Below are 18,982 nucleotides of genomic sequence, written 5' to 3' on the forward strand. Positions count from 1 at the left end.
GGATTCAGCCTTGGTGCGTGAAGAACAGGGTGGCAAGCGGCGGCAAGGTCAGCGACAGCGACTGGGCGTGGCCATGGGCGGCTTGGTCCGAGGACTGCGCGGCGCCCTGGTTGCCTTGGCCCGAGCCGCCATACCAGCCGGCGTCGGTGTTCAGCGATTCCACCCAACGGCCCCCCAGCGGCACGCCGACGCGGTAGCCGTGGCGGGTGACGGGAGTGAAGTTGCAGACGGCCACCATCAAGGACGAACGGCCCCGGCGCAGGAAGGCGGCCACGCTGTTGTCGGCGTCGTCCATGACCAGCCAGGCAAAGCCGTCGGGTTCGTTGTCTTGTTCGTGCAGCGCGGGCGCCTCGCGATACAAGCGGTTCAAGTCGGCCACCAGGCGCTGCACGCCCTTGTGGCCGGCGTCGTCAAGCAGGCTCCAGTTCAGCGAGGCGTCGTGATTCCATTCGGCGGGTTGGGCCAGTTCACCACCCATGAACAGCAGCTTCTTGCCGGGGTGCGCCCACATGAAGCCCAGGTAGGCGCGCAGGTTGGCCAGCTTGGTGGCGGTGTCGCCCGGCATCTTGTTCAGCAGCGAGCCCTTGCCGTGCACCACCTCGTCATGCGAGAGCGGCAGGATGAAGCGTTCGGAATAGGCGTAGGCCATGCCGAAGGTGATGTCGTGATGATGGTATTTGCGATGGACCGGGTCTTCGTGCATGTAGCGCAGCGTGTCGTGCATCCAGCCCATGTTCCATTTGTAGTGAAAGCCCAGGCCGCCCTCGGCCACCGGGGCCGTCACGCCCGGCCAGGCGGTGGACTCTTCGGCCACCACGATGGCGTCCGGCGCCTGTTCACGCACCGTGCTGTTCAGCTCGCGCAGGAAGGCCACCGCTTCCAGGTTTTCGCGGCCGCCGTGTACGTTGGGGATCCATTCGCCGGGTTGGCGGCTGTAGTCGCGGTAGAGCATGGAGGCCACCGCGTCCACCCGCAGCCCGTCGATGTGGAATTCCCGCAACCAGTGCACGGCGCTGGCGATCATGAAGGCTTTGACTTCGGTGCGGCCCAGGTTGTAGACCAGCGTGTTCCAGTCGGGGTGATAGCCTTCGCGCGGGTCGGCGTATTCGTAGAGCGGCGTGCCGTCAAAGCGCGCCAGCCCGTGGGCATCATTCGGAAAGTGGGCGGGCACCCAGTCCAGAATGACGCCGATACCGGCGGCGTGGCAGCGGTCGACGAAGCGGGCGAAGGCGGCGGGCGGACCAAAGCGCGCGGACGGCGCGAACATACCCAGGGGTTGGTATCCCCAGGAGCCGCCGAAGGGGTATTCCATGATCGGCATCAGCTCCACATGCGAGAACCCCATGGCTTGCACGTAGGCGGGCAGCTTGTCGGCGAGCTGGTCCCAAACGCAGCGCTCGGCGTCGGGCGCGAGCCATGAGCCGGCGTGTACTTCGTAGATGGAAATGGGAGCGTGGCGCGCTTGGCGCTCTGCGCGTGAACGCATCCATGCGTCGTCCGTCCAGGAATAGGGGGTGGGGTCGTCAACGACCGAAGCGGTGGCCGGCGAGGGCTGGGCGCGGCGCGCCATCGGGTCGGCCTTGAATACGATGGCGCCCGCGTTGTCGGTAATGGCGAACTTGTAGCAATCGCCCGCCATGACGCCGGGAATGAACAGTTCCCACACGCCGGCCGCGTGGCGCAGACGCATGGGGTGGCGGCGCCCGTCCCAACTATTGAAGTCGCCCACCACCGCAACGCGGCGCGCATTTGGCGCCCAGACCGCGCAGCGCAGGCCGGGCACGCCGTCCATCTGGTCCAGCCGCGCGCCCAGCACGGACAAGGCGGCGCGCCAGTCGCCGCTGGCCAGGCCAGCAAGTTCGGCGTCGGACAGCACCGGGCCGAATGCGTAAGGGTCGGGCGTCAATTGTTCGGTGTCGGGCCATTGGATGGCCAATTGGTACGAGCCCGGGTCGCCGGGCCGGGCGTCTGGGACGGCCCCGGTGTACAGGCCCTGGGCTTGTTCGTGCAGCGGCAGGCGGGTGCCGTCGGCGGTTACGACCACGACCGCGCGGGCGCCGGGCACCAGCGCGCGCACCACGCCCTCGTGCGGCCCCAGGACCGAAAACGGGTCCGCGTGCTGCCCGCTGGCCAAGGCCTGCAAGCTGGCCGCATCAAGCTGGCCTGCGTCTGGAGAAGACGGCGGAGAAGGCGGCGGGGAAGGCGGCGATACGGCGCCGTTGTCATGACGATTCATCGTGATTGTTCCTCGGCGCTGATCGCCGCATCTTGCAAGAGTTCGCGTGCCAACTCGGTCAGGGCGCACAGCGGAATGGAGATCCAGTCGGGGCGGTGAGCGGCCTCGTAGCTGACTTCGTAGGCGGCTTTTTCCAATTGCGCCAGCTTCAGCAGCGTGTTCTCTTGCGCGGGGGGCAGCGCAATCTTGGTGGAGGCGGCCTCTTGGTAGCCCAGCAAAAATGCTTCCGCGGCACGCGAGCCAAAGCGCGCCAGCAGCGTGTCGCGCAGGTCCTGCGGCACGCCGGGGGCGGCCGACGAATCGCCGCCGCCCGTGTTGGCGTCCGTGGGCGCGCCGCCCATCGGGTCGCTGCGCGCCACCGACGCGGCGGCGTAGTCGAATGAACGCAGCATGCCGGCCACGTCCTTGTAAGGCGTCGTGATCGTGCGGCGGGTCTCCAGCGTCTGAATGGGCTCGCCTTCAAAATCGATCAGGTAAGCGTCCGTCTGCGCCACCAGCACCTGGCCCAGATGGAAGTCGCCATGCACCCGGATCAGCGGCGCGCCCGTCAGCGCCTGCGCCATGCTGTCCACGTGCTTGGCCAGGCGGCCATGATGTTCAAACAGCCATTGCGCGCAGGCGTGGGACGGCGGCTCCAGTCGGTCCTGCGTGGCGCGCAGGTCTTGTTCGGCGCGATCCAGTTGCGCGATGATGCGCGCGGCGTGTGCCTGCGCATCTTCCGTTGTGGCGGTATGGACGGGAAAGGCAGGGTCGTCCGAGTCCTGGGCCAGCGCGTTGTGCAGCTCGGCCAGGCGGCGGCCAATCGTGGTGGCCATGAAGGTATAGCCTTCCAGGCTGGCTTCGAATTCCTCGGGGCTGTGGCCGCCCAGCAGCGCGGCGCCCAGCGTGCGTTTCAGGGTGTCCAGCGTCCAGGTCCAGGCGTCGCCCTCATTGGTGACGAAGGCGTGCAGCACGGCCAGCGTGTGCGGTACGCCGTCGGCGTCTTCGCGCAGCACCTCGCCCAGCAGGGCGGGAATGTTGGCGTAGCCCGCGCGCGTCAGGTGGCGTGATATTTCCACTTCGGGCGATATGCCGGGCTGGACGTTGCGGATCAGTTTCAGGATGGCTTGCCCGCCAACGATGACGGAACTATTGGACTGTTCCGCGCTGATCCATTGCAGCGCGGGTTCCTCGCCGAAGTCCAGGTCGGCCAGGGCGGGTTCAGGCACGCAGCGGATGACGCCGGGCTTGTCGCCGGGTTTGCCGCCGTCGCGTCCGTCCAGGGCCTGGCTGGCGCGCAAGGCATCGACCACGCCCAGCACGAAGCCGGGTTGCAGGAAGGCGTCTGCCAGCGTGCCGACTTCCGCGCCCCGGCGGACGCGTGCAATGGGGTATTGCACCTGCGCGGTTTCATCCCAGACCAGAACGAAGGGAGCCTGGACGCGCAGGGGATGGCCCGCCGCGTTGGCGTTGTCGGCATCCTGGCCGCTGCCGCCATCCTCGGGTTCCACTTCGGCCCAGTAGTATTCGCCGCCATTGGCCTTGAAGGGCGTGGCGTAGGCCAGCCGGGCGCGCGACGGCGCCTTCGACCCCGGAAACCAGCGTTGGCGCGCCAGGTACTCGGGCAGCACTTCCTTTTCCAGCGTGCTGCGCGAGGCATCCGTCAACGCCGCGCCGCCGCGTGACTTCAAGACCAGGGTCGTCAGCTCGGGCATCTGCTCGGGCGCGCTGGCGTGCCAGCCCGGCGGGGCGGCGTCGGCGCTCAGGTCCATCCAGTAAAAGCCATACGGCGGCAGCGTCAGCAGATAAGGCAGTTCACCGATGGCCGGGAACGGGGTGCCGCCCAGCATTTCCACCGGCACGCGGCCGCTGAACGCTTGCAGCGGCAATTCCACGGGCTGCGCCGCGTTCGACAGGTTGGCCACGCACAGGATGATGGTGTCGTTCCATTGGCGCAGGTAGGCCAGAATCTTGCGGTTGCCAGGCTGGATGAAGCGCAGCGTGCCCCGGCCGAAAGCGTGGGTCTGGCGGCGCTGCGCCAGCATGCGACGCGTCCAGTTCAGCAAGGAATGCGGGTCGCGCTGCTGGGCCTCGACGTTGACGGCCTCGTAGCCGTACAGCGGCCCCATCAACACGGGCAGCGGCAGGCGCTCGGGGTCGGCGCGCGAGAAACCGCCGTTGCGGTCGGGCGACCATTGCATGGGCGTGCGTACGCCGTCGCGGTCGCCCAGGTGCACGTTGTCGCCCATGCCCAGTTCGTCGCCGTAATACAGCACCGGCGTGCCGGGCATCGACAAGAGCAGGCTGTTCATCAGTTCAACCCGGCGGCGGTCGCGTTCCAGCAAGGGGGCCAGGCGGCGGCGGATGCCCAGGTTGATGCGGGCGCGCGTGTCGGCGGCGTAGACGCTCCACAGATAGTCGCGTTCGCGGCTGGTCACCATTTCCAGCGTCAGCTCGTCATGGTTGCGCAGGAAGATGGCCCATTGGCAGGTGTCGGGTATGTCCGGCGTCTGCCGGATGATGTCGGTGATGGGAAAGCGGTCTTCCTGCGCAATGGCCATGTACATGCGCGGCATCAGCGGAAAGTGGAACGACATATGGCATTCGTCGCCGGTGCCGAAATATTCCTGCGCGTCCTCGGGCCATTGGTTGGCTTCGGCCAGCAGCAGGCGGTTGGGATATTCCTGGTCGATCACCGCGCGTATCTGTTTCAGCACCTGATGGGTCTCGGGCAGGTTCTCGTTGTTGGTGCCTTCGCGTTCCACCAGATACGGCACGGCGTCCAGGCGCAGCCCGTCCACGCCCATGTCCAGCCAATAGCGCATTACCGACAGCACTTCCTTCAGCACCTGCGGGTTGTCGTAGTTCAGGTCGGGTTGATGCGAATAGAAGCGATGCCAGAAGTAGGCGTTGGCTTCAGGGTCCCAGGTCCAGTTGGACTTTTCCGTGTCGCAAAAAATGATGCGGGTGCCGGCATAGGCCTTGTCGTTGTCCGACCACACGTAGAAATTGCGCGCCGCCGAACCGGGGCGCGAGGTGCGCGCCCGCTGAAACCAGCGGTGCTGGTCCGACGTATGGTTGACCACCAGTTCGGTAATGACGCGCAAGCCGCGCGCGTGTGCCTCGCGGATCAGCTTGCGCACGTCGGCCACGGTGCCGTAGTCGGGGTGCACGCCCCGGTAGTCGGCAATGTCATAGCCGTCGTCGCGCCGTGGCGACGGGTAGAACGGCAGCAGCCAGATCGTGTTCACGCCCAGGCTGGCGATGTAGTCCAGCTTCATGATCAGGCCGGGGACGTCGCCCACCCCATCGTCGTTCGAGTCGAAGAACGACTTCACATGCAACTGGTAGATGACGGCGTCCTTGTACCAAAGACCGTCATCTTTCTGGGGCTGGGTTTCACTGATCATTGTGGGCTCCGGGCGCGGTCAACCATGCAGGGACAGGCGCCAGACGCGATAGGGTTGGTCGGGGGACAGCGTCACGGTGCGCGTCGCGTCGCGCCAGGTGTCGCGGCTGTCCGTCAGCAGGTCTTCGACTTCAAGGTGGGCGGGCCGGTCCTCGCCGAATAGCCAGAACGGCACCGCCAGATGCATGGTCTGCGGGTGGAAAGGGTCCAGGCTGATGGCGGTAAGCACCACATTGCCCATGCCGGGCGTGGCCTTCACAAAGGCCAGCACGCGGTCGTTGCCGCTGGGCACCGCCGTCAGCCCGCGATGCGTTTGCAGCGCGGGGTTGGCGCGGCGGATCTGGTTCAGGCGCGCGATCTCGGCGCGGATGTTGCCGGGCTGGCGCCAGTCGCGCTGGCGCAGCTCGTACTTTTCGGAATCCAGGTATTCCTCTTTGCCCGGCACCGGCGCGGCCTCGCACAGTTCAAAGCCGCTATAGACGCCCCACAGCCCCGAGCCCATGGCGGCCAGCGCGGCCCGGATCAAGAAGCCAGGGCGGCCCGAAGTCTGCAAGAACACCGGGTTGATGTCGGGCGTGTTCACGAAGAAGTGCGGCCGGAAGAAATCTGCCGGGGGCGGGTGCGAGATTTCTTCCAGGTACGACTGCAATTCGGCGCGGTCATTGCGCCAGGTGAAGTAGGTGTACGACTGCGTGAAGCCCACCTTGGCCAGCCGATACATCATCTTGGGCTTGGTAAAGGCTTCGGACAGGAACAGTACGTCGGGGTGCTGCCCATGCACTTCGGCAATCAGCCATTGCCAGAAGGGCAGCGGCTTGGTGTGCGGGTTGTCCACCCGGAAAATGCGCACTCCGTTGTCCACCCAGAACAGCACCACGTCGCGCAGCGCGCGCCACAACGCCAGCTTGCGCGCGCGGCGCGGCGGGCCGCCATAGAACGACACGTTGACGATGTCCTGGTATTTCTTCGGCGGGTTCTCGGCATAGCGCAGCGACCCGTCCGGGCGCCACGAGAACCAATCGGGATGCTGCTTCAACCAGGGGTGGTCGGGCGAACACTGAATGGCGAAGTCCAGCGCCATTTCCAGGCCATGGTCCTGCGCCGCGCGCACCAGGCGCAGAAAGTCCGGCAGCGTGCCCAGCCTGGGTTCGATGGCGTCGTGCCCCCCATCGGGCGAGCCTATCGCATACGGGCTGCCCACATCGTCCGGGCCGGCGGTCAGCGCGTTGTTGCGCCCCTTGCGGTTGCTCAGGCCTATGGGATGGATGGGCGGCAGGTACAGCACGTCGAAGCCCATTTCCTGGATATCGGGCAGGCGTTCGATTACGTCGTCAAAGGTGCCGTGGCGGCCGGGCTCGCGCGCTTGCGAGCGCGGGAACAGTTCGTACCAGGCGCTATGGCAGGCTTGTGGCCGGTCGACCCAGACCGGGTAGGGGGCGGGCGTCAGGGTTTCAAAGGGGCGGGCGTCCAGGTCGCGCATGGCGGCGGCCAGCTCGGGGCTGAGCAACAGCGCGATGTGCGCGTCGGTGGGTTCCGTGCCCGCCTTCGGGTCGGGCAAGGCCTTCAACGCCTGCTTGACCACGGCCACGCTGTCGGCGGGGTAGGCGTGCTGGCTGGCGCGTTTGTCGGCTTCGCGCAGCAGCTGCATGCCTTCGGCCACTTCAAGCTGTAGCGCCAGGCCCGCCTGGTGCTTGACTTCAAGGTCGTGGTGATAGGTCTGCCAGACGTCAAACCACGCCGCCACCTGGAATTCGTGCGGCCCGATCCGGCGCGGTCGAAAGCTCGCCTGCCAGCGGTCGTTGGACAGCAGTGTCAGCGGCGTGCGCTTCCAGTTGGCTTCGTCGGCGGCGCGCCATCGCACTTCGCCGGCGATGCGATCATGCCCATCCATCAACAGGTCGGCTTGCACGGTAATGCGCTCATGCACCGTGCACTTCACGGGATGCGCGCCATCGTCCACGGCGGGCGATACGCTTTCGATGGCCACGCGCAGGCCGGCCCCGCCTTCGGTGCGTGGGCCAGGATGGCGCGAGGCCTCGCGCACGGGCGGCATGGGGGCCACGGTCAGCAGTTGGCAGTCGCCGGGCGGCAGCGTGTCGCCAACCAGCACGGACGCATCCGTCATGCGTTGCGGCAGGATGTCGCCAGGCGGCAGGCTGGGGGCGACGGCATCCCAATCGATGTGGGCCGGGGCAGCGTCGGCGGGGTTCAGGGCCAGTACGGCCGTTGCGCCGTTGGCAGTGTCGCGCAGGATCAGCGTGGCGCGGCCATCGCGGCCACCCAGCACGCGAGGCAGGCCCGTGGGCAGGTCGCGGCTGCTTAGCCATTGGTTGATGTCTGGTGCCGGGCCCGACGCGTCGATGTCGGACTCGTTCGCCATCCAGCCATTCGCGGTGAAGGCGGCGGCCCAGGCGGCGCGCCTGTCGGCGTCTGGCCGGTTCGGCGCATGGCCTTCCAGCGGCTGGGTGCTGGCCAGCACGGGCGCTACCCGTTGCAGCCGCGCGGCTTCGTCGGCGAGCCAGGCGGACTTGTAGTCCCACCACGGCAAGGACGAAAACACGCCGTCGAAGCCGGCCTCGCGCAGCGCTTCCAGTTGCGGTTGGGTCAGGCCCGGGGTCCAGGCCAGGCAGCGTGGCGGGGTGGCGTGGTCGCGCAGCGGGGCCAACAGGTCGCGCCAGCTTGCGGCGGGCAGCGCCTGCGGAGTTTCAAAGACAAAGCCGGCCACGCCCACGTCGGCCCAGCGCGCGAGCCGCGCGGCCCAGGCTTGCGCGAATTCCGGTGGCGGGTCCCGGTTCAACGCCATGACGCCCCAGGTGCTGAGCGGCAGGCGCGGGTCGCGGGCGGGGTCGTCAGGCGGCGCGTGATACCAGCCGGGCTGCGCGGTGGCGGTGCTGGCGTCGACTGCTACGCGGTCCAGCACCACTCGCAGCATCAGCATCAGGCCTTGCGCCGTGGCGGCGCGCGCCAGCCGGTCAAGGCGGTCGGTGATGGGCTCGGTGCCGTCGCCGTTAGGGCTCAGGTCGGCATTGATGGGCGCCAGCGTGCGCGCATCGGCCGGCCGCAGCCAGGGCGGCGGGATCAGCACGGCATTGAAGCCGGCCTGCTGGATGCGGGCCAGCCGGGCTTGCAGCGTGGCGGGTTCGCCTGCCGCCGGCGCGCCGTCCGGCAAACCCAGGGGCGCGTGGCAGATGCGCAGCGCGGCGGGCAAAGAGGGGACGGGCGTCGAAGCAGCAGCCATGGGCATTCGCCTTGTCAGATGGGCATGGGCATGGAGCCACGCGCCTGCCGCGTGCGCCGCTGGCGCGTGTCGGCAGGGTGGTCGGCTGAGGACGCGGTGGCGGATTGCGCGGCGGCTTCTTCTGCGGTGCCCTCGGCGTCCGCGCCCACGCGCCCGGTCAGGGCTTGAAGCAATTCCTCGTACGAGCCCACCGCGCGCTGCCAACTGAAGTCGGTGCTCATGGCGTTGCGCTGCATGGCGCGCCACAGGGTCGGGTGCCGGCGCAGATGCATGGCGCGCGACAAGGCATCGGCCATGGCGTCAGGGTGGTCGCCGTCAAACAGCAGGCCGTTGGCGAAGGCCATCGCCGTCAGCGGGACGTCGGTGCCCGGGTCTTCAATGGTGTCGGCCATGCCGCCCACGCGCGACCCGATCGGCACGGTGCCGTAGCGCATGGCGTACAGCGGCGTCAGGCCAAACGGTTCGAAACGGCTGCCGTGCAGCAGGATGTCGCCCCCGGCGTGCAGGCGATGCGCGCCCGCCTCGTTGTAGCCAATGCGGGTGGCGCAGCGCTGCGGATAGCGGTCCGCCAGTGCCTTCAGCGCGGCTTCCAGGCGGCGGTCGCCCTGGCCCAGGATGGCGACCTGCATGTCCGGGTAGGTATCCAGGGCGCGTGGCAAGGCTTCGGCGGCCACGTCGGCCATCTTCTGGTCGGTCAGGCGGCTGCCCATCACCACCAAGCTGGCTTGCGCGTCGGCGGCCAGGCCGAATTCGCGTTGCAGCACGGTCTTGCACAGCCGCTTGTTGGCGAGATCGGCGGCGGTGTAGCGCAGCGGGCCCAGATGCGGGTCGCGCGCCGGGTCCCACAGCACGGTGTCGATGCCGTTCGGAATGGCGATCAGGTCAGCGGCGCGCTCGCGCAGCAAGCCGTCCAGGCCGCAACCGAAGGCGGGGGTCAGGATCTCGCGGGCATAAGTGTGGCTGACGGTGGTGACGCGGTCAGCGTGGGCAATGCCGGCCTTCATGAAGTTCAGCTTGTTCCAGGCCACGCTGGCGTGCTCGCCACGGAAGGCGGGGGCAATGCCATAGGCTGCGGCATCCTCTAGCGGGAACTGGCCTTGGAATGCCATGTTGTGGATGGTCAGCACGGATTTCACGTCGTCCAGGCCCGCCTGACGCATCAACATGGGGGTCAGCGCCGCGTGCCAATCGTGCGCATGCACCACATCGGGGCGCGCAAGCCCCGGCAGACCGCGCGCAATACGCACGGCGGCGTGCGACAGCGCGGCATAGCGCAGGCCGTTATCGGGGTGTTCCTGGCCGTCTTCGTCTACATACAGACCGGCGCGGTCATAGAGCGCATCGTTTTCCAGCAGCAGGAAGGGCAGTTCGGACGCGGGGCACACCCCGGCCAACAGGCGGGCATCGCCGCCCGGCAGGTCTTCCAGGCGCGCTACCTCGTGCACGCCTTCCAGGCGCTTGGCTGCGCCACGGTAGGCGGGTAGCAGGACGGTGGCGGGTACGCCGCGCTGGATCAGCGCCCGCGCCATGCCGGTGATTGCATCGCCCAAGCCCCCGGTCTTTGCCAAGGGGAATGCTTCGGCAGCCACTATGAGTATTGTCGTCGCCATGCTTGTTGCTCCGGGTAGGTCGGAGGGCCGCTGAAAAAGTGGGCCCGATTCCGTAAGGCCTTCTTATGCGCAAGTAGCGTGCCCAAGGCGATGCAGCGAGGGTGGGCGCGGGCTTGGCGGGCGCGGCGCGTCGTTGTTGCTGGCGTTTGTAAATTTGGGAGCAGTGCAACAAATTGCGTCTGGCGGACGCCTTGCGAGGCCGCATTCGGGGGCCGGCCGTAAGGTCGGGCATGGCGATTGCGGCGCGATCGGGTTCTGTTTTGCAGCGAACCGGCAAGCCGGTTCCAAGACCCGACCGACGATAAGGAGCGCCAACTTGAAAACCGTTTCCGATTTTGTGCTCGCCCGCCTGGGCGAATGGGGCGTGCAGCGTGTGTTCGGCTATCCCGGCGATGGCATCAACGGCCTGATCGGCGCGTTTGGCAAGAACCAGGAGCTGGAATTCGTCCAGGCACGCCACGAAGAGGGCGCGGCCTTCATGGCCTGCGCCCATGCCAAGTTCACGGGCCAGGTCGGCGTGTGCATGGCCACCTCGGGGCCGGGCGCCATCCATCTGCTCAATGGCCTGTATGACGCAAAGATGGACCACCAGCCGGTCGTCGCCATCGTGGGCCAGCAGGCGCGCAGCGCGCTGGGTGGCGATTACCAGCAGGAGGTGGACCTGGTCAGCCTCTTCAAGGACGTGGCGCATGACTTTGTACACATGGTGACGTCGCCGCTTCAGGCGCGCCACATGGTGGACCGCGCCATGCGTATCGCCATGGAACGGCGCGGCGTCACCTGCCTGATCTTTCCCAACGACGTGCAGGACCTGGAAGCGGTGGAGGCGCCGCCGCGCGAGCATGGCACGGTGCATACCGGCATCGGCCTGACCTCCCACGCCGCCGTGCCGCCGGAAGCCGCGCTGGATAACGCCGCCGCCATCCTGAACCAGGGTGAGCGCGTGGCGATGCTGGTGGGCGCGGGCGCGCTGGATGCCGGCGACGAGGTGCGCGCCGTGGCCGAACGGCTGGGCGCCGGCGTGGCCAAGGCCTTGCTGGGCAAGGCCGTGGTGCCCGACGCGCTGCCCTATGTGACGGGCGCCATCGGCTTGCTGGGCACGCAACCCAGTTGGGAAATGATGAACGAGTGCGACACGCTGCTGATGGTGGGCACGTCGTTTCCGTATGCCGAGTTCCTGCCCAAGGAAGGGCAGGCGCGCGCGGTGCAGATCGACGTGGACGGCCGCAAGCTCAGCCTGCGCTATCCGGTGGAAGCTGGCCTGGTGGGCGATGCCCGCCTGACCTTGCAGGCCTTGCTGCCCAAGCTGGAGACCAAGCCGTCCGACCGCTGGTTGAAGGGCATTGAAAAGCGGGTGTCGCGCTGGCGCGAAACCGTGGAAGCCCGCGCCATGGTCAAGGCCAAGGGCGTCAACCCCCAACGCCCGTTCCTGGAGCTGTCCCGCCGCTTGCCGGAGCACTGCATCCTGACCTGCGATTCCGGTTCGGCCGCCAGTTGGTACGCGCGCGACGTGCAGTTGCGCGAGGGCATGATGGGGTCGGTATCGGGCGGCCTGGCCAGCATGGGCTGCGGTGTGCCGTATGCCCTGGCGGCCAAGCTGGCCCATCCGGGGCGGCCGGTGGTGGCGCTGGTGGGCGACGGCGCGATGCAGATGCTGGGCATCAACGAACTGATCACCATTGCGCACCGCTGGAAGGACTGGGCCGACCCGACGCTGGTGGTGCTGGTGCTGAACAACGGCGACCTGAACATGGTCACGTGGGAGCAGCGCGTGATGGGGGGCGACCCGCGCTTCGCGGATTCGCAATGGCTGCCGCCATTCTCATACGCGGATTACGGGCGCATGTTGGGCCTGGAGGGCATCCGCGTGACCGAGCCCGACGACGTCGGTGCCGCCTGGGACCGCGCGCTGAGCGCGGGCCGGCCCACGGTGCTGGAAGTGGTGACCGACCCCGAAGTGCCGCCCATGCCGCCGCACATCCCGGTCAAGCAGGTGGCGGCCTACATGGCGGCGTTGCGCAAGGAAGATCTGGCCACGGGCGCTGCCGCGCTGCGCGCCACCATCAAGCAATGGTGGGCAAGCTGATCACGCGGCGGGCACGGCGTTTGCGGACAAAGGGGTCCTACCACCAACACGCTGAACGGATGTTTGGCATAGGAGATAAAGCATGGAAACTCAAACCAACATCGTGGGCGGCCCCAAGAGCAGCCCCGGCGGTCCCGGCCCCGAAGTCATGGCCGCAAGCACGCTGGAAGGCAACGACGTCTACAACTCGGCGGGCGATGAACTCGGGTCCATCAAGGAAATCATGATCGACGTGCCCCGGGGCCGCGTGGCCTATGCGGTGCTGTCGCGCGGTGGCGTGATGGGCATCGGCGACAAGCTGTTCGCGATTCCGTGGGCGGCGCTCACGCTGGACACCGATCGCAAGTGCTTCGTGCTGGACATCGACGAAGAAACGCTGAAGAACGCGCCGGGCTTTGACAAGGACAACTGGCCCAGCATGGCCGACGAGACCTGGGCGCGCAACCTGCACACGTATTACAAGCAGGATATCTACTGGTAAGCCACCCGCCCGGGCCGTCACCGCATGGCTTGGGCGGCCGCTGCCATCAAGGCACCGGCCGCGGATCCCCCATCCGCGCGCCGGTCACCATTTCAGTCACCCAGTTCACCAACACCGAGGTATAGGCCCGCTGCGCGGATTTTTCCGTCAGCGCGTGGTCGGCGCCGTCGATGATGCGATGGGTCATCGAATGCGAGCGGCGGAAGGCCGAGCGGTAGCTCATGATCGTGGAATGCGGAATGAAGGTGTCGTGCTCGGCTTCCACGATCAACACATCCCCGCTGAATTCGGCGCAGGCCTTCAGGGCGCGGTTGGTTTCCGGCGCCACGTAGGTGTTGCGATAGGCGCGCAGCGTTTCGCGGTTCAACTGGTTTTTCGGCAGCAGCCATTCTTCGTCGCGGTACAGGGCGGGCACGTGCAGCGCCAGCCAGCGCACGCGGCGCAGCCCGCTCAGCAGCGCGGCCAGGTAACCGCCATAGCTGCTGCCCACCACCGCGACCGATCCGGAATCCAGCGACGGATGGGTGGCCAGCAGGTCGTAGGCCGCCATCACGTCGCGCAGGTTGTCTTCGCGCGTCACTTGTAATTGCTGCTCACGCGTGGCCGCATGGCCGCGCAGGTCGAACGTCAGGCAGACGCAGCCCAATGCCGCAATGCCCTTGGCGCGCGACAGGTCGAATTCCTGGCTGCCGCCCCAACCATGGATGAACAGGACGCCGGGCACCTTGTTCTCGGGCGTCAGGAACGTGCCGTCCAGCACCTGGCCGTCCACCGACAGGGCGATGGGATCACTGTGCGCGGCCATGGCTGTCCTCTGTCCAGCCGTCCGGGCCTTCCAGCACGGCGGCGGACTTGCTGATGTGGCCCACCGCCGAATCTTCGCCATGAAAGACCAGATGCTGCGCAATGGGCAGCACGTGATTCGGCCCGTAGCGTTCGCGGGTGGCGGCACGCACCGACGCCAGCGACGGCGACAGCGCAAAGGCCTGCATCGCGGCAAGCTCCGCCAGACTGGCGCCGCCCGCCCGCCAGGACTGCTCCAGCACACCGGCCCGCGCTTGCCCCGCGCTATTGGTGCCGAACGCCACATCGTAATTGCGGCGCGAGGCGAACAACTGCGGGTAGGCGGTGGACACCGCCGTGTCGTAATGGCAGGCCATGGCCACGGCTTGGCGTTCCAGGTCGGTGAGATCCAATGCGCGCAGATTGTCGAATCCGCCGCGCGCCACGCGTAGCACCGAGCCGCCATAGACCGAGCTGCCCCGGTTGTCGGGCGTGAGCGATTGGGTGCCCACATACGCGACTTCCATTTTTCCTACCCGCGCCCAGCCGACGCTGTAGGTGGACACGCCTTCCAGGTCTTCTTCCAGCACCAGGCCCAGCCGGCGCATGGCCAGCGGCGATTGTTCTTCCAGCGCCGCGCGCAGTTCCTCGGCATTGCGGGCCACTTTCTGGCCGCGGCCCGCCGTGGCGTCGGTGGGTTTGACGCGCAGCGGCCCGGTTTTCAGCAGTTGCAGTCCGGCGGCCTCGGCGTCGGCGGGCGTGAAGACGGTGTAGCCCGTCAGCACCACCTCGCGCAGTGCGTCCGCCAGGTCCGCCACCCAGGCCTTGGGCGCCTTGGCCTGCGGGCTGACGAGCCCATGGGTGATGGCCTTGCCTGCCACGAAGGAATGCGGGGCGACGCCGCCGTACAGGTCGGCGGCGCGCGTGATGCCCAGGCGGGCCGCGCGGATGGGGCCGATGATGGTGCGGTCGGGCACGTAGTAGGGCGGCGGTTCGTCGCGGCGCCGGCTGGGTCGGAAGTCGGGTTCAAAGCGGCGTCCCAACAAGGCCGCCAGGCGGACGGCCATCGCTTCTTGCGACGCCACCTCGTGTTCAGAGGCGTTGGCGCGGCGGGGGTAGGCCACCACCAGCTCGGATTCGCCATCGGCTTCACTTGGGGATGGGATGCGTTTCATGAGGGCGGGTGAAGCAAGTTGTGTTCCTGGTCGGCCGGCGCGTGACGCTTGCGCCACGCGGCGCGGGCTTCGAAAAGCGGAAAAGCGGCCAAGGCCAGGCACATGGGGGCCAAGGCGTAGCAGGCGCGGTAGGCCAGGGCGGCGCCCAGCGCTTCGGAATACGGCATGCGCGGGGCCAGCACGGCCACGAAGATGGCTTCGGTGGTGCCCAGCCCGCCTGGCACGCGCGTCAGCACCGCCGCAAAACTCGCGCACAGCAGGATGCCCAGCACCAGCGGGTACGGCGCCTTGCCTTGCAGCAATACATAGGCCACCGCGCCCATGAACATCCATGACAGTCCGGCGAACAGAACTTGCAGCAGCGCCATGCGCGCGCGCGGCAAGGTGACCCGCTGGCCCATCAAGGTGGCCGAGCGGCGGCTCGCGCGGGCACACAGCCATACGTAGGCGATGCCCACCGTCAGCAGACCGGCGCCGATCAGCCGCAGCACACCGTTGCCCACGTCCCAGCCTTGCGGCACCTTCAACGCGCCGCTCACGAACACCACGCCCGCCACCCAGGCATAGCCGATCCAGTTGGATGCGGCCGAAAAGATGGCCACGCGCGTCGCCACTGATTTACGGCAACCCAGCCTGGCGTACAGGCGCAGGCGCGCGCCCAGGCCGCCGACCAGCACTCCCAGGCTGAGATTCAGGGCGTAGCTCACCATCGCGATGCCCATCACACTGGGCCAGCCCAGCTTGTGCCCGGTGTAGCGGCGGCCCAGCAGGTCCAGCGCGCCATAGCTCAGATAGCCCAACACCACCAGACCGCTCGCCATCAGGATGGATTCGCCGGGAATGCTGCGCATTGCCTGCCAGACCTTGGGCCAATCCACCGAGCGACCGAAATAGAACAGCAGCACGGCCACGACCGCCAGCACCACCCAGGGCAGTACCTTCTTGATGCGCGGCCAGCGGTGGCGCAAAGAGCGCATGAACGTCGTTCGGTAAACCCTCATGCTGCCTCGCTTTCGCCGGGTTCAGGCGGCTTGATGGTTTGCAGGCGCGGCTTGTGCGCCGGCAGGGAGCCAGCCCAGGCCGGAAAGCGCCGCAGAAAGTGAAACACCACCACGCCCACCCAGAAGCGCCGCAGCGCGCGCGTGGACTTGGGGCTGAAAGGCACGGTTTTGCAGTCATTCTCAATAAGGCGGTCCAGGCTGTCCCGCAGGGCCTGGTTCAGCGAGGTGTCGCGCACCACCACGTTGGCTTCCAGGTTCAGAGCCAGGCTTAACGGGTCCAGGTTGCTGGAGCCCACCGTGCACCAGTCATCGTCCACGCAAGCCACCTTGCCGTGCAGCGGCCGCTTGCAGTATTCGTAGATCTCGACGCCGGCGTTTTTCAAGTAGTCATACAGCATGGTGGCGGCCAGGCGCGCCACCAGCATGTCGGGCTCGCCTTGCAGCAGCAGGCGCACGCGCACGCCCCGGCGCGCTGCCTTGGTCAGGTCGCGCAGCAGGTGGTAGCCGGGAAAGAAATAGGCGTTGGCGATCAGCACGTCGCGCTTGGCGGCGCGCAGGCCGGCGCGGTAGTAGCGTTCGATGTCGGTGGTGTGGCCGTTGTTGTCGCGCACGACCAGGCGGCCGCCGCCGTTGCCCTCGGGTACGGACGCGGCGGCGGGGCGGCGCCAGCGGCGCGGGCGCTTGCGGCTGCCCAGGGCGGAACGGGCATAGTCGGCCAGGTCCGCCGCCAGCGGGCCGTCCACCCGCACCGCGTAGTCCTGTTTGGCTTCGGGGCCGAAGTCCGCCAGGTGGTCCGCCGAAAAGTTGATGCCGCCGATCAGCGCGCACACGCCATCCACCGCGACGATCTTGCGGTGCATGCGGCGAAATACATTGGTGCGCACGCCCAGCAGGCGGGGGCGGGGGTCGAAGATATGGAAGCGCACGCCGCTTTCGGTCATGGCGCCAATGAATTCCTGGCTGAGCTGGTCCGAGCCGTAGCCGTCCACCAGCACATCCACGCTGACCCCGCGCCGGGCGGCGGCAATCAAGGTTTTCTGCAGAGCCTGCCCGACCTTGTCGTCGAACAGGATGAAGGTTTCAAGCAGCACTTCCTGCTTGGCCGAGTCGATGGCCTCGTTCACGGCGGGGAAATAGGCCTCGCCGTTTTCCAGCAGCGTGTAGCGGTTGCCTTCCCGCCATCCCAAGTCAACGGCGCTCATAGTGCGATCTCCGCTGACAGCGGCACATGGTCCGACAGGCGCGACCACACGCGCGAGGCCTGCGGAACGGGCCGCCAATCGCGCACGTTGCGCACATAAATGCGGTCCAGCCGCAGCAGCGGCCAGCGCGCGGGAAAGGTGCGGGCCGGGCGGCCCAGGCGCGTGGTGAAGACCTCCTGCGCGCCGCAGTTGGCCATGAAGCGGTTGGCGTTCAGGCGCCAGTCGTTGAAATCGCCCGCAATCAACAGGGGTTCATCGTCGGGCACCTCGCGCGCGACCAGTTCGCATAGACGGCCGAGCTGCTGGCCGCGATGGCGCTCCAGCAGGCCCAGGTGGACGCAGATGGCATGCACGGGGGCGTCGCCCGGCACGCGCAGCACGCAATGCAGCAGGCCACGGCCTTCGTGCCCGTGCACGCTGACATCGTGGTTTTCGTAGCGCTCGATGGGGTAGCGCGACAGGATCGCGTTGCCATGATGGCCCGCCGGGTACACCGCGTTGCGTCCGTAGGCGTAGTCCGACCACAGCGTGTCGGCCAGGAATTCATATTGCGACAGCGCGGGCCAGGCCTCGTGGCGTTCGGCATGCGCCTGGTGTTCGCCCAGGACTTCCTGCAGGAACACCACATCCGGCGCCGCCGTGCGTAGCGCCTCGCGCAGGTCGTGCAGCATGAAGCGCCGATTGAAGCTGGTGAATCCCTTGTGGGTATTGACGGTCAGTACCGTCAAGCGCCGGTGGGATTCGTCGGTCGGGACGGGCATGGACTCTCCGGGGGAAATGGGTCCGCAACCCTGCGCAAGTTTCGTGCCTGAGCCGAAGCCTGGGGCCGATTTCATTGGGGGAAGGCGTGGCGGAGCGTGTAGCGGTAGTCACCCCGGGCGGATGGCCGGAACTGCCCGCACTGGTCAAATTTGCCTGGGCCGGTAGCGAATCGCCGAGTCATACCCGCATAAAAAGCGGATTCTGAATCTGCAAAATCAAGGTTGTGCCCGCTTTTGCGTAGGGCCACAATCGGAATCCCCGCTATGCGGCACCCCGCCCGCAAGGAGAATTTGCATCATGACGATTGCCTTTGAGCCACTGGACGCAAACGTGGTCCAGGCCCTGTCCCGCATCACCACGGCCACGCTCACGACCGTGCTGTTGAAGAAAGGCTTGCGCAACGTGTGGGTGCGCGGCGCCCGCCCGCTGGCGCCGGACGCCAAGCGGATTGTCGGGCGCGCGTTCACGCTGCGCTTCGTGCCTGCCCGCGAGGACCTGGCCACGCCCGCGTCTTGGGCCTCGCCCATTTCCACGCGCGCCGCCATTGAAGACATGCCTGAAGGCTGCATTGCCGTGGTGGACGCGATGGGCGTCACCGATGCCGGTATCTTCGGCGACATTCTTTGCGCTCGCATGCAAAAGCGCGGCGTGGCCGCGCTGGTGACCGACGGCGTGGTGCGCGACCTGGAAGGCGTTGAAGGCACGGGCCTGCCCGTGTGGTGCGCCGGCGCGGCGGCCCCGCCTTCAGTGGCCGGGCTGACCTTCGTCGGCTGGCAAGAACCCGTGGGCTGCGGCGGCGTGGCCGTCTTTCCCAACGACGTCATCGTGCTGGACCGAGACGGCGCCGTCCTCATCCCCGCCGCGCTACTGGACGAAGTGGTCGACATCGCCATCGAACAGGAACGCCTGGAAGGCTGGATCATGCAGCAGGTAGAAGCCGGCGAAAAACTCCCCGGCCTCTACCCCCCCAACGAACAAACCCGGGCCAAATACCAAGCCTGGCGAAACCAGCAACCGTAA

12 protein-coding genes are annotated in these 18,982 nt (G+C 67.4%); 3 read left to right on the forward strand and 9 right to left on the reverse strand.

Translation table 11 applies throughout. The annotated features are described in order from the left end of the window. Nucleotides 1–4: 4 nt before the first annotated feature. Genes glgB through glgA form a run of 4 tightly spaced genes read right to left on the reverse strand, consistent with a single transcriptional unit; the run spans nt 5 to nt 10,472 of the window. Nucleotides 5–2,236 carry a 1,4-alpha-glucan branching protein GlgB gene (gene glgB / locus P8T11_RS04770; protein WP_268078019.1) on the reverse strand — a complete coding sequence of 744 codons (2,232 nt, stop codon included), beginning with the start codon at nt 2,234–2,236 and terminating at the stop codon, nt 5–7. Then, complete coding sequence (gene treS / locus P8T11_RS04775; protein ID WP_268078018.1) at nt 2,233–5,625, reverse strand: maltose alpha-D-glucosyltransferase; 3,393 nt, start codon at nt 5,623–5,625, stop codon at nt 2,233–2,235. Before treS ends, glgB begins: the two co-directional genes overlap by 4 nt. Before the next feature lie 18 nt (nt 5,626–5,643). Beyond that, the gene (locus tag P8T11_RS04780) at nt 5,644–8,862 is read right to left on the reverse strand and encodes an alpha-1,4-glucan--maltose-1-phosphate maltosyltransferase (RefSeq protein WP_268078017.1); all 3,219 of its coding nucleotides are present in this window, start codon (nt 8,860–8,862) and stop codon (nt 5,644–5,646) included. Between the two features lie 14 nt (nt 8,863–8,876). Further along, nucleotides 8,877–10,472: a glycogen synthase GlgA gene (gene glgA, locus P8T11_RS04785; RefSeq protein WP_268078016.1), complete on the reverse strand. Its 1,596-nt coding sequence runs from the start codon at nt 10,470–10,472 to the stop codon at nt 8,877–8,879. Nucleotides 10,473–10,788: 316 nt separating this feature from the next. Here glgA and P8T11_RS04790 point away from each other — a divergent pair, with 316 nt between their 5' ends. Then, nucleotides 10,789–12,558 carry a thiamine pyrophosphate-requiring protein gene (locus tag P8T11_RS04790; protein WP_268078015.1) on the forward strand — a complete coding sequence of 590 codons (1,770 nt, stop codon included), beginning with the start codon at nt 10,789–10,791 and terminating at the stop codon, nt 12,556–12,558. A gap of 82 nt (nt 12,559–12,640) precedes the next feature. Then, nucleotides 12,641–13,039: a PRC-barrel domain-containing protein gene (locus P8T11_RS04795; protein ID WP_268078014.1), complete on the forward strand. Its 399-nt coding sequence runs from the start codon at nt 12,641–12,643 to the stop codon at nt 13,037–13,039. A 46-nt stretch (nt 13,040–13,085) separates the two neighbouring features. On the opposite strand, the gene P8T11_RS04800 is transcribed toward P8T11_RS04795, so the two are convergent. From P8T11_RS04800 to P8T11_RS04820, 5 genes are read right to left on the reverse strand one after another with little or no spacing between them, the layout of a single operon-like run. Beyond that, complete coding sequence (locus P8T11_RS04800) at nt 13,086–13,844, reverse strand: alpha/beta hydrolase family protein (RefSeq protein WP_050444847.1); 759 nt, start codon at nt 13,842–13,844, stop codon at nt 13,086–13,088. Continuing rightward, on the reverse strand, nt 13,828–14,997 hold the full coding sequence (locus tag P8T11_RS04805; protein WP_268078013.1) for a DUF3182 family protein: 1,170 nt from the start codon (nt 14,995–14,997) through the stop codon (nt 13,828–13,830). The genes P8T11_RS04800 and P8T11_RS04805 overlap by 17 nt, the downstream gene beginning before the upstream one ends. After that, nucleotides 14,994–15,998 (reverse strand): lysylphosphatidylglycerol synthase domain-containing protein, encoded by a 1,005-nt coding sequence (locus tag P8T11_RS04810; RefSeq protein ID WP_268078012.1) that lies wholly within the window; start codon nt 15,996–15,998, stop codon nt 14,994–14,996. Before P8T11_RS04810 ends, P8T11_RS04805 begins: the two co-directional genes overlap by 4 nt. Next, nucleotides 15,995–17,200, reverse strand: coding sequence for a cardiolipin synthase ClsB (gene clsB / locus P8T11_RS04815; protein WP_268078011.1), 1,206 nt, complete (start codon nt 17,198–17,200; stop codon nt 15,995–15,997). The genes P8T11_RS04810 and clsB overlap by 4 nt, the downstream gene beginning before the upstream one ends. Further along, nucleotides 17,197–17,961 (reverse strand): endonuclease/exonuclease/phosphatase family protein, encoded by a 765-nt coding sequence (locus P8T11_RS04820; protein WP_268078010.1) that lies wholly within the window; start codon nt 17,959–17,961, stop codon nt 17,197–17,199. Before P8T11_RS04820 ends, clsB begins: the two co-directional genes overlap by 4 nt. A gap of 298 nt (nt 17,962–18,259) precedes the next feature. Here P8T11_RS04820 and P8T11_RS04825 point away from each other — a divergent pair, with 298 nt between their 5' ends. Beyond that, on the forward strand, nt 18,260–18,982 hold the full coding sequence (locus P8T11_RS04825; protein WP_268078009.1) for a ribonuclease activity regulator RraA: 723 nt from the start codon (nt 18,260–18,262) through the stop codon (nt 18,980–18,982).

The organism is Achromobacter spanius (genome assembly GCF_029637605.1).
Taxonomy (GTDB): domain Bacteria; phylum Pseudomonadota; class Gammaproteobacteria; order Burkholderiales; family Burkholderiaceae_B; genus Achromobacter; species Achromobacter spanius_E.

What these genes read in the sequence shown, in the direction of transcription:
- glgB (WP_268078019.1), bottom strand. Translation starts at nt 2,236, where the DNA reads ATGAATCGTCATGACAACGGCGCCGTATCGCCGCCTTCCCCGCCGCCT.
- treS (WP_268078018.1), bottom strand. Translation starts at nt 5,625, where the DNA reads ATGATCAGTGAAACCCAGCCCCAGAAAGATGACGGTCTTTGGTACAAG.
- P8T11_RS04780 (WP_268078017.1), bottom strand. Translation starts at nt 8,862, where the DNA reads ATGGCTGCTGCTTCGACGCCCGTCCCCTCTTTGCCCGCCGCGCTGCGC.
- glgA (WP_268078016.1), bottom strand. Translation starts at nt 10,472, where the DNA reads ATGGCGACGACAATACTCATAGTGGCTGCCGAAGCATTCCCCTTGGCA.
- P8T11_RS04795 (WP_268078014.1), top strand. Translation starts at nt 12,641, where the DNA reads ATGGAAACTCAAACCAACATCGTGGGCGGCCCCAAGAGCAGCCCCGGC.
- P8T11_RS04800 (WP_050444847.1), bottom strand. Translation starts at nt 13,844, where the DNA reads ATGGCCGCGCACAGTGATCCCATCGCCCTGTCGGTGGACGGCCAGGTG.
- P8T11_RS04805 (WP_268078013.1), bottom strand. Translation starts at nt 14,997, where the DNA reads ATGAAACGCATCCCATCCCCAAGTGAAGCCGATGGCGAATCCGAGCTG.
- P8T11_RS04810 (WP_268078012.1), bottom strand. Translation starts at nt 15,998, where the DNA reads ATGAGGGTTTACCGAACGACGTTCATGCGCTCTTTGCGCCACCGCTGG.
- clsB (WP_268078011.1), bottom strand. Translation starts at nt 17,200, where the DNA reads ATGAGCGCCGTTGACTTGGGATGGCGGGAAGGCAACCGCTACACGCTG.
- P8T11_RS04820 (WP_268078010.1), bottom strand. Translation starts at nt 17,961, where the DNA reads ATGCCCGTCCCGACCGACGAATCCCACCGGCGCTTGACGGTACTGACC.
- P8T11_RS04825 (WP_268078009.1), top strand. Translation starts at nt 18,260, where the DNA reads ATGACGATTGCCTTTGAGCCACTGGACGCAAACGTGGTCCAGGCCCTG.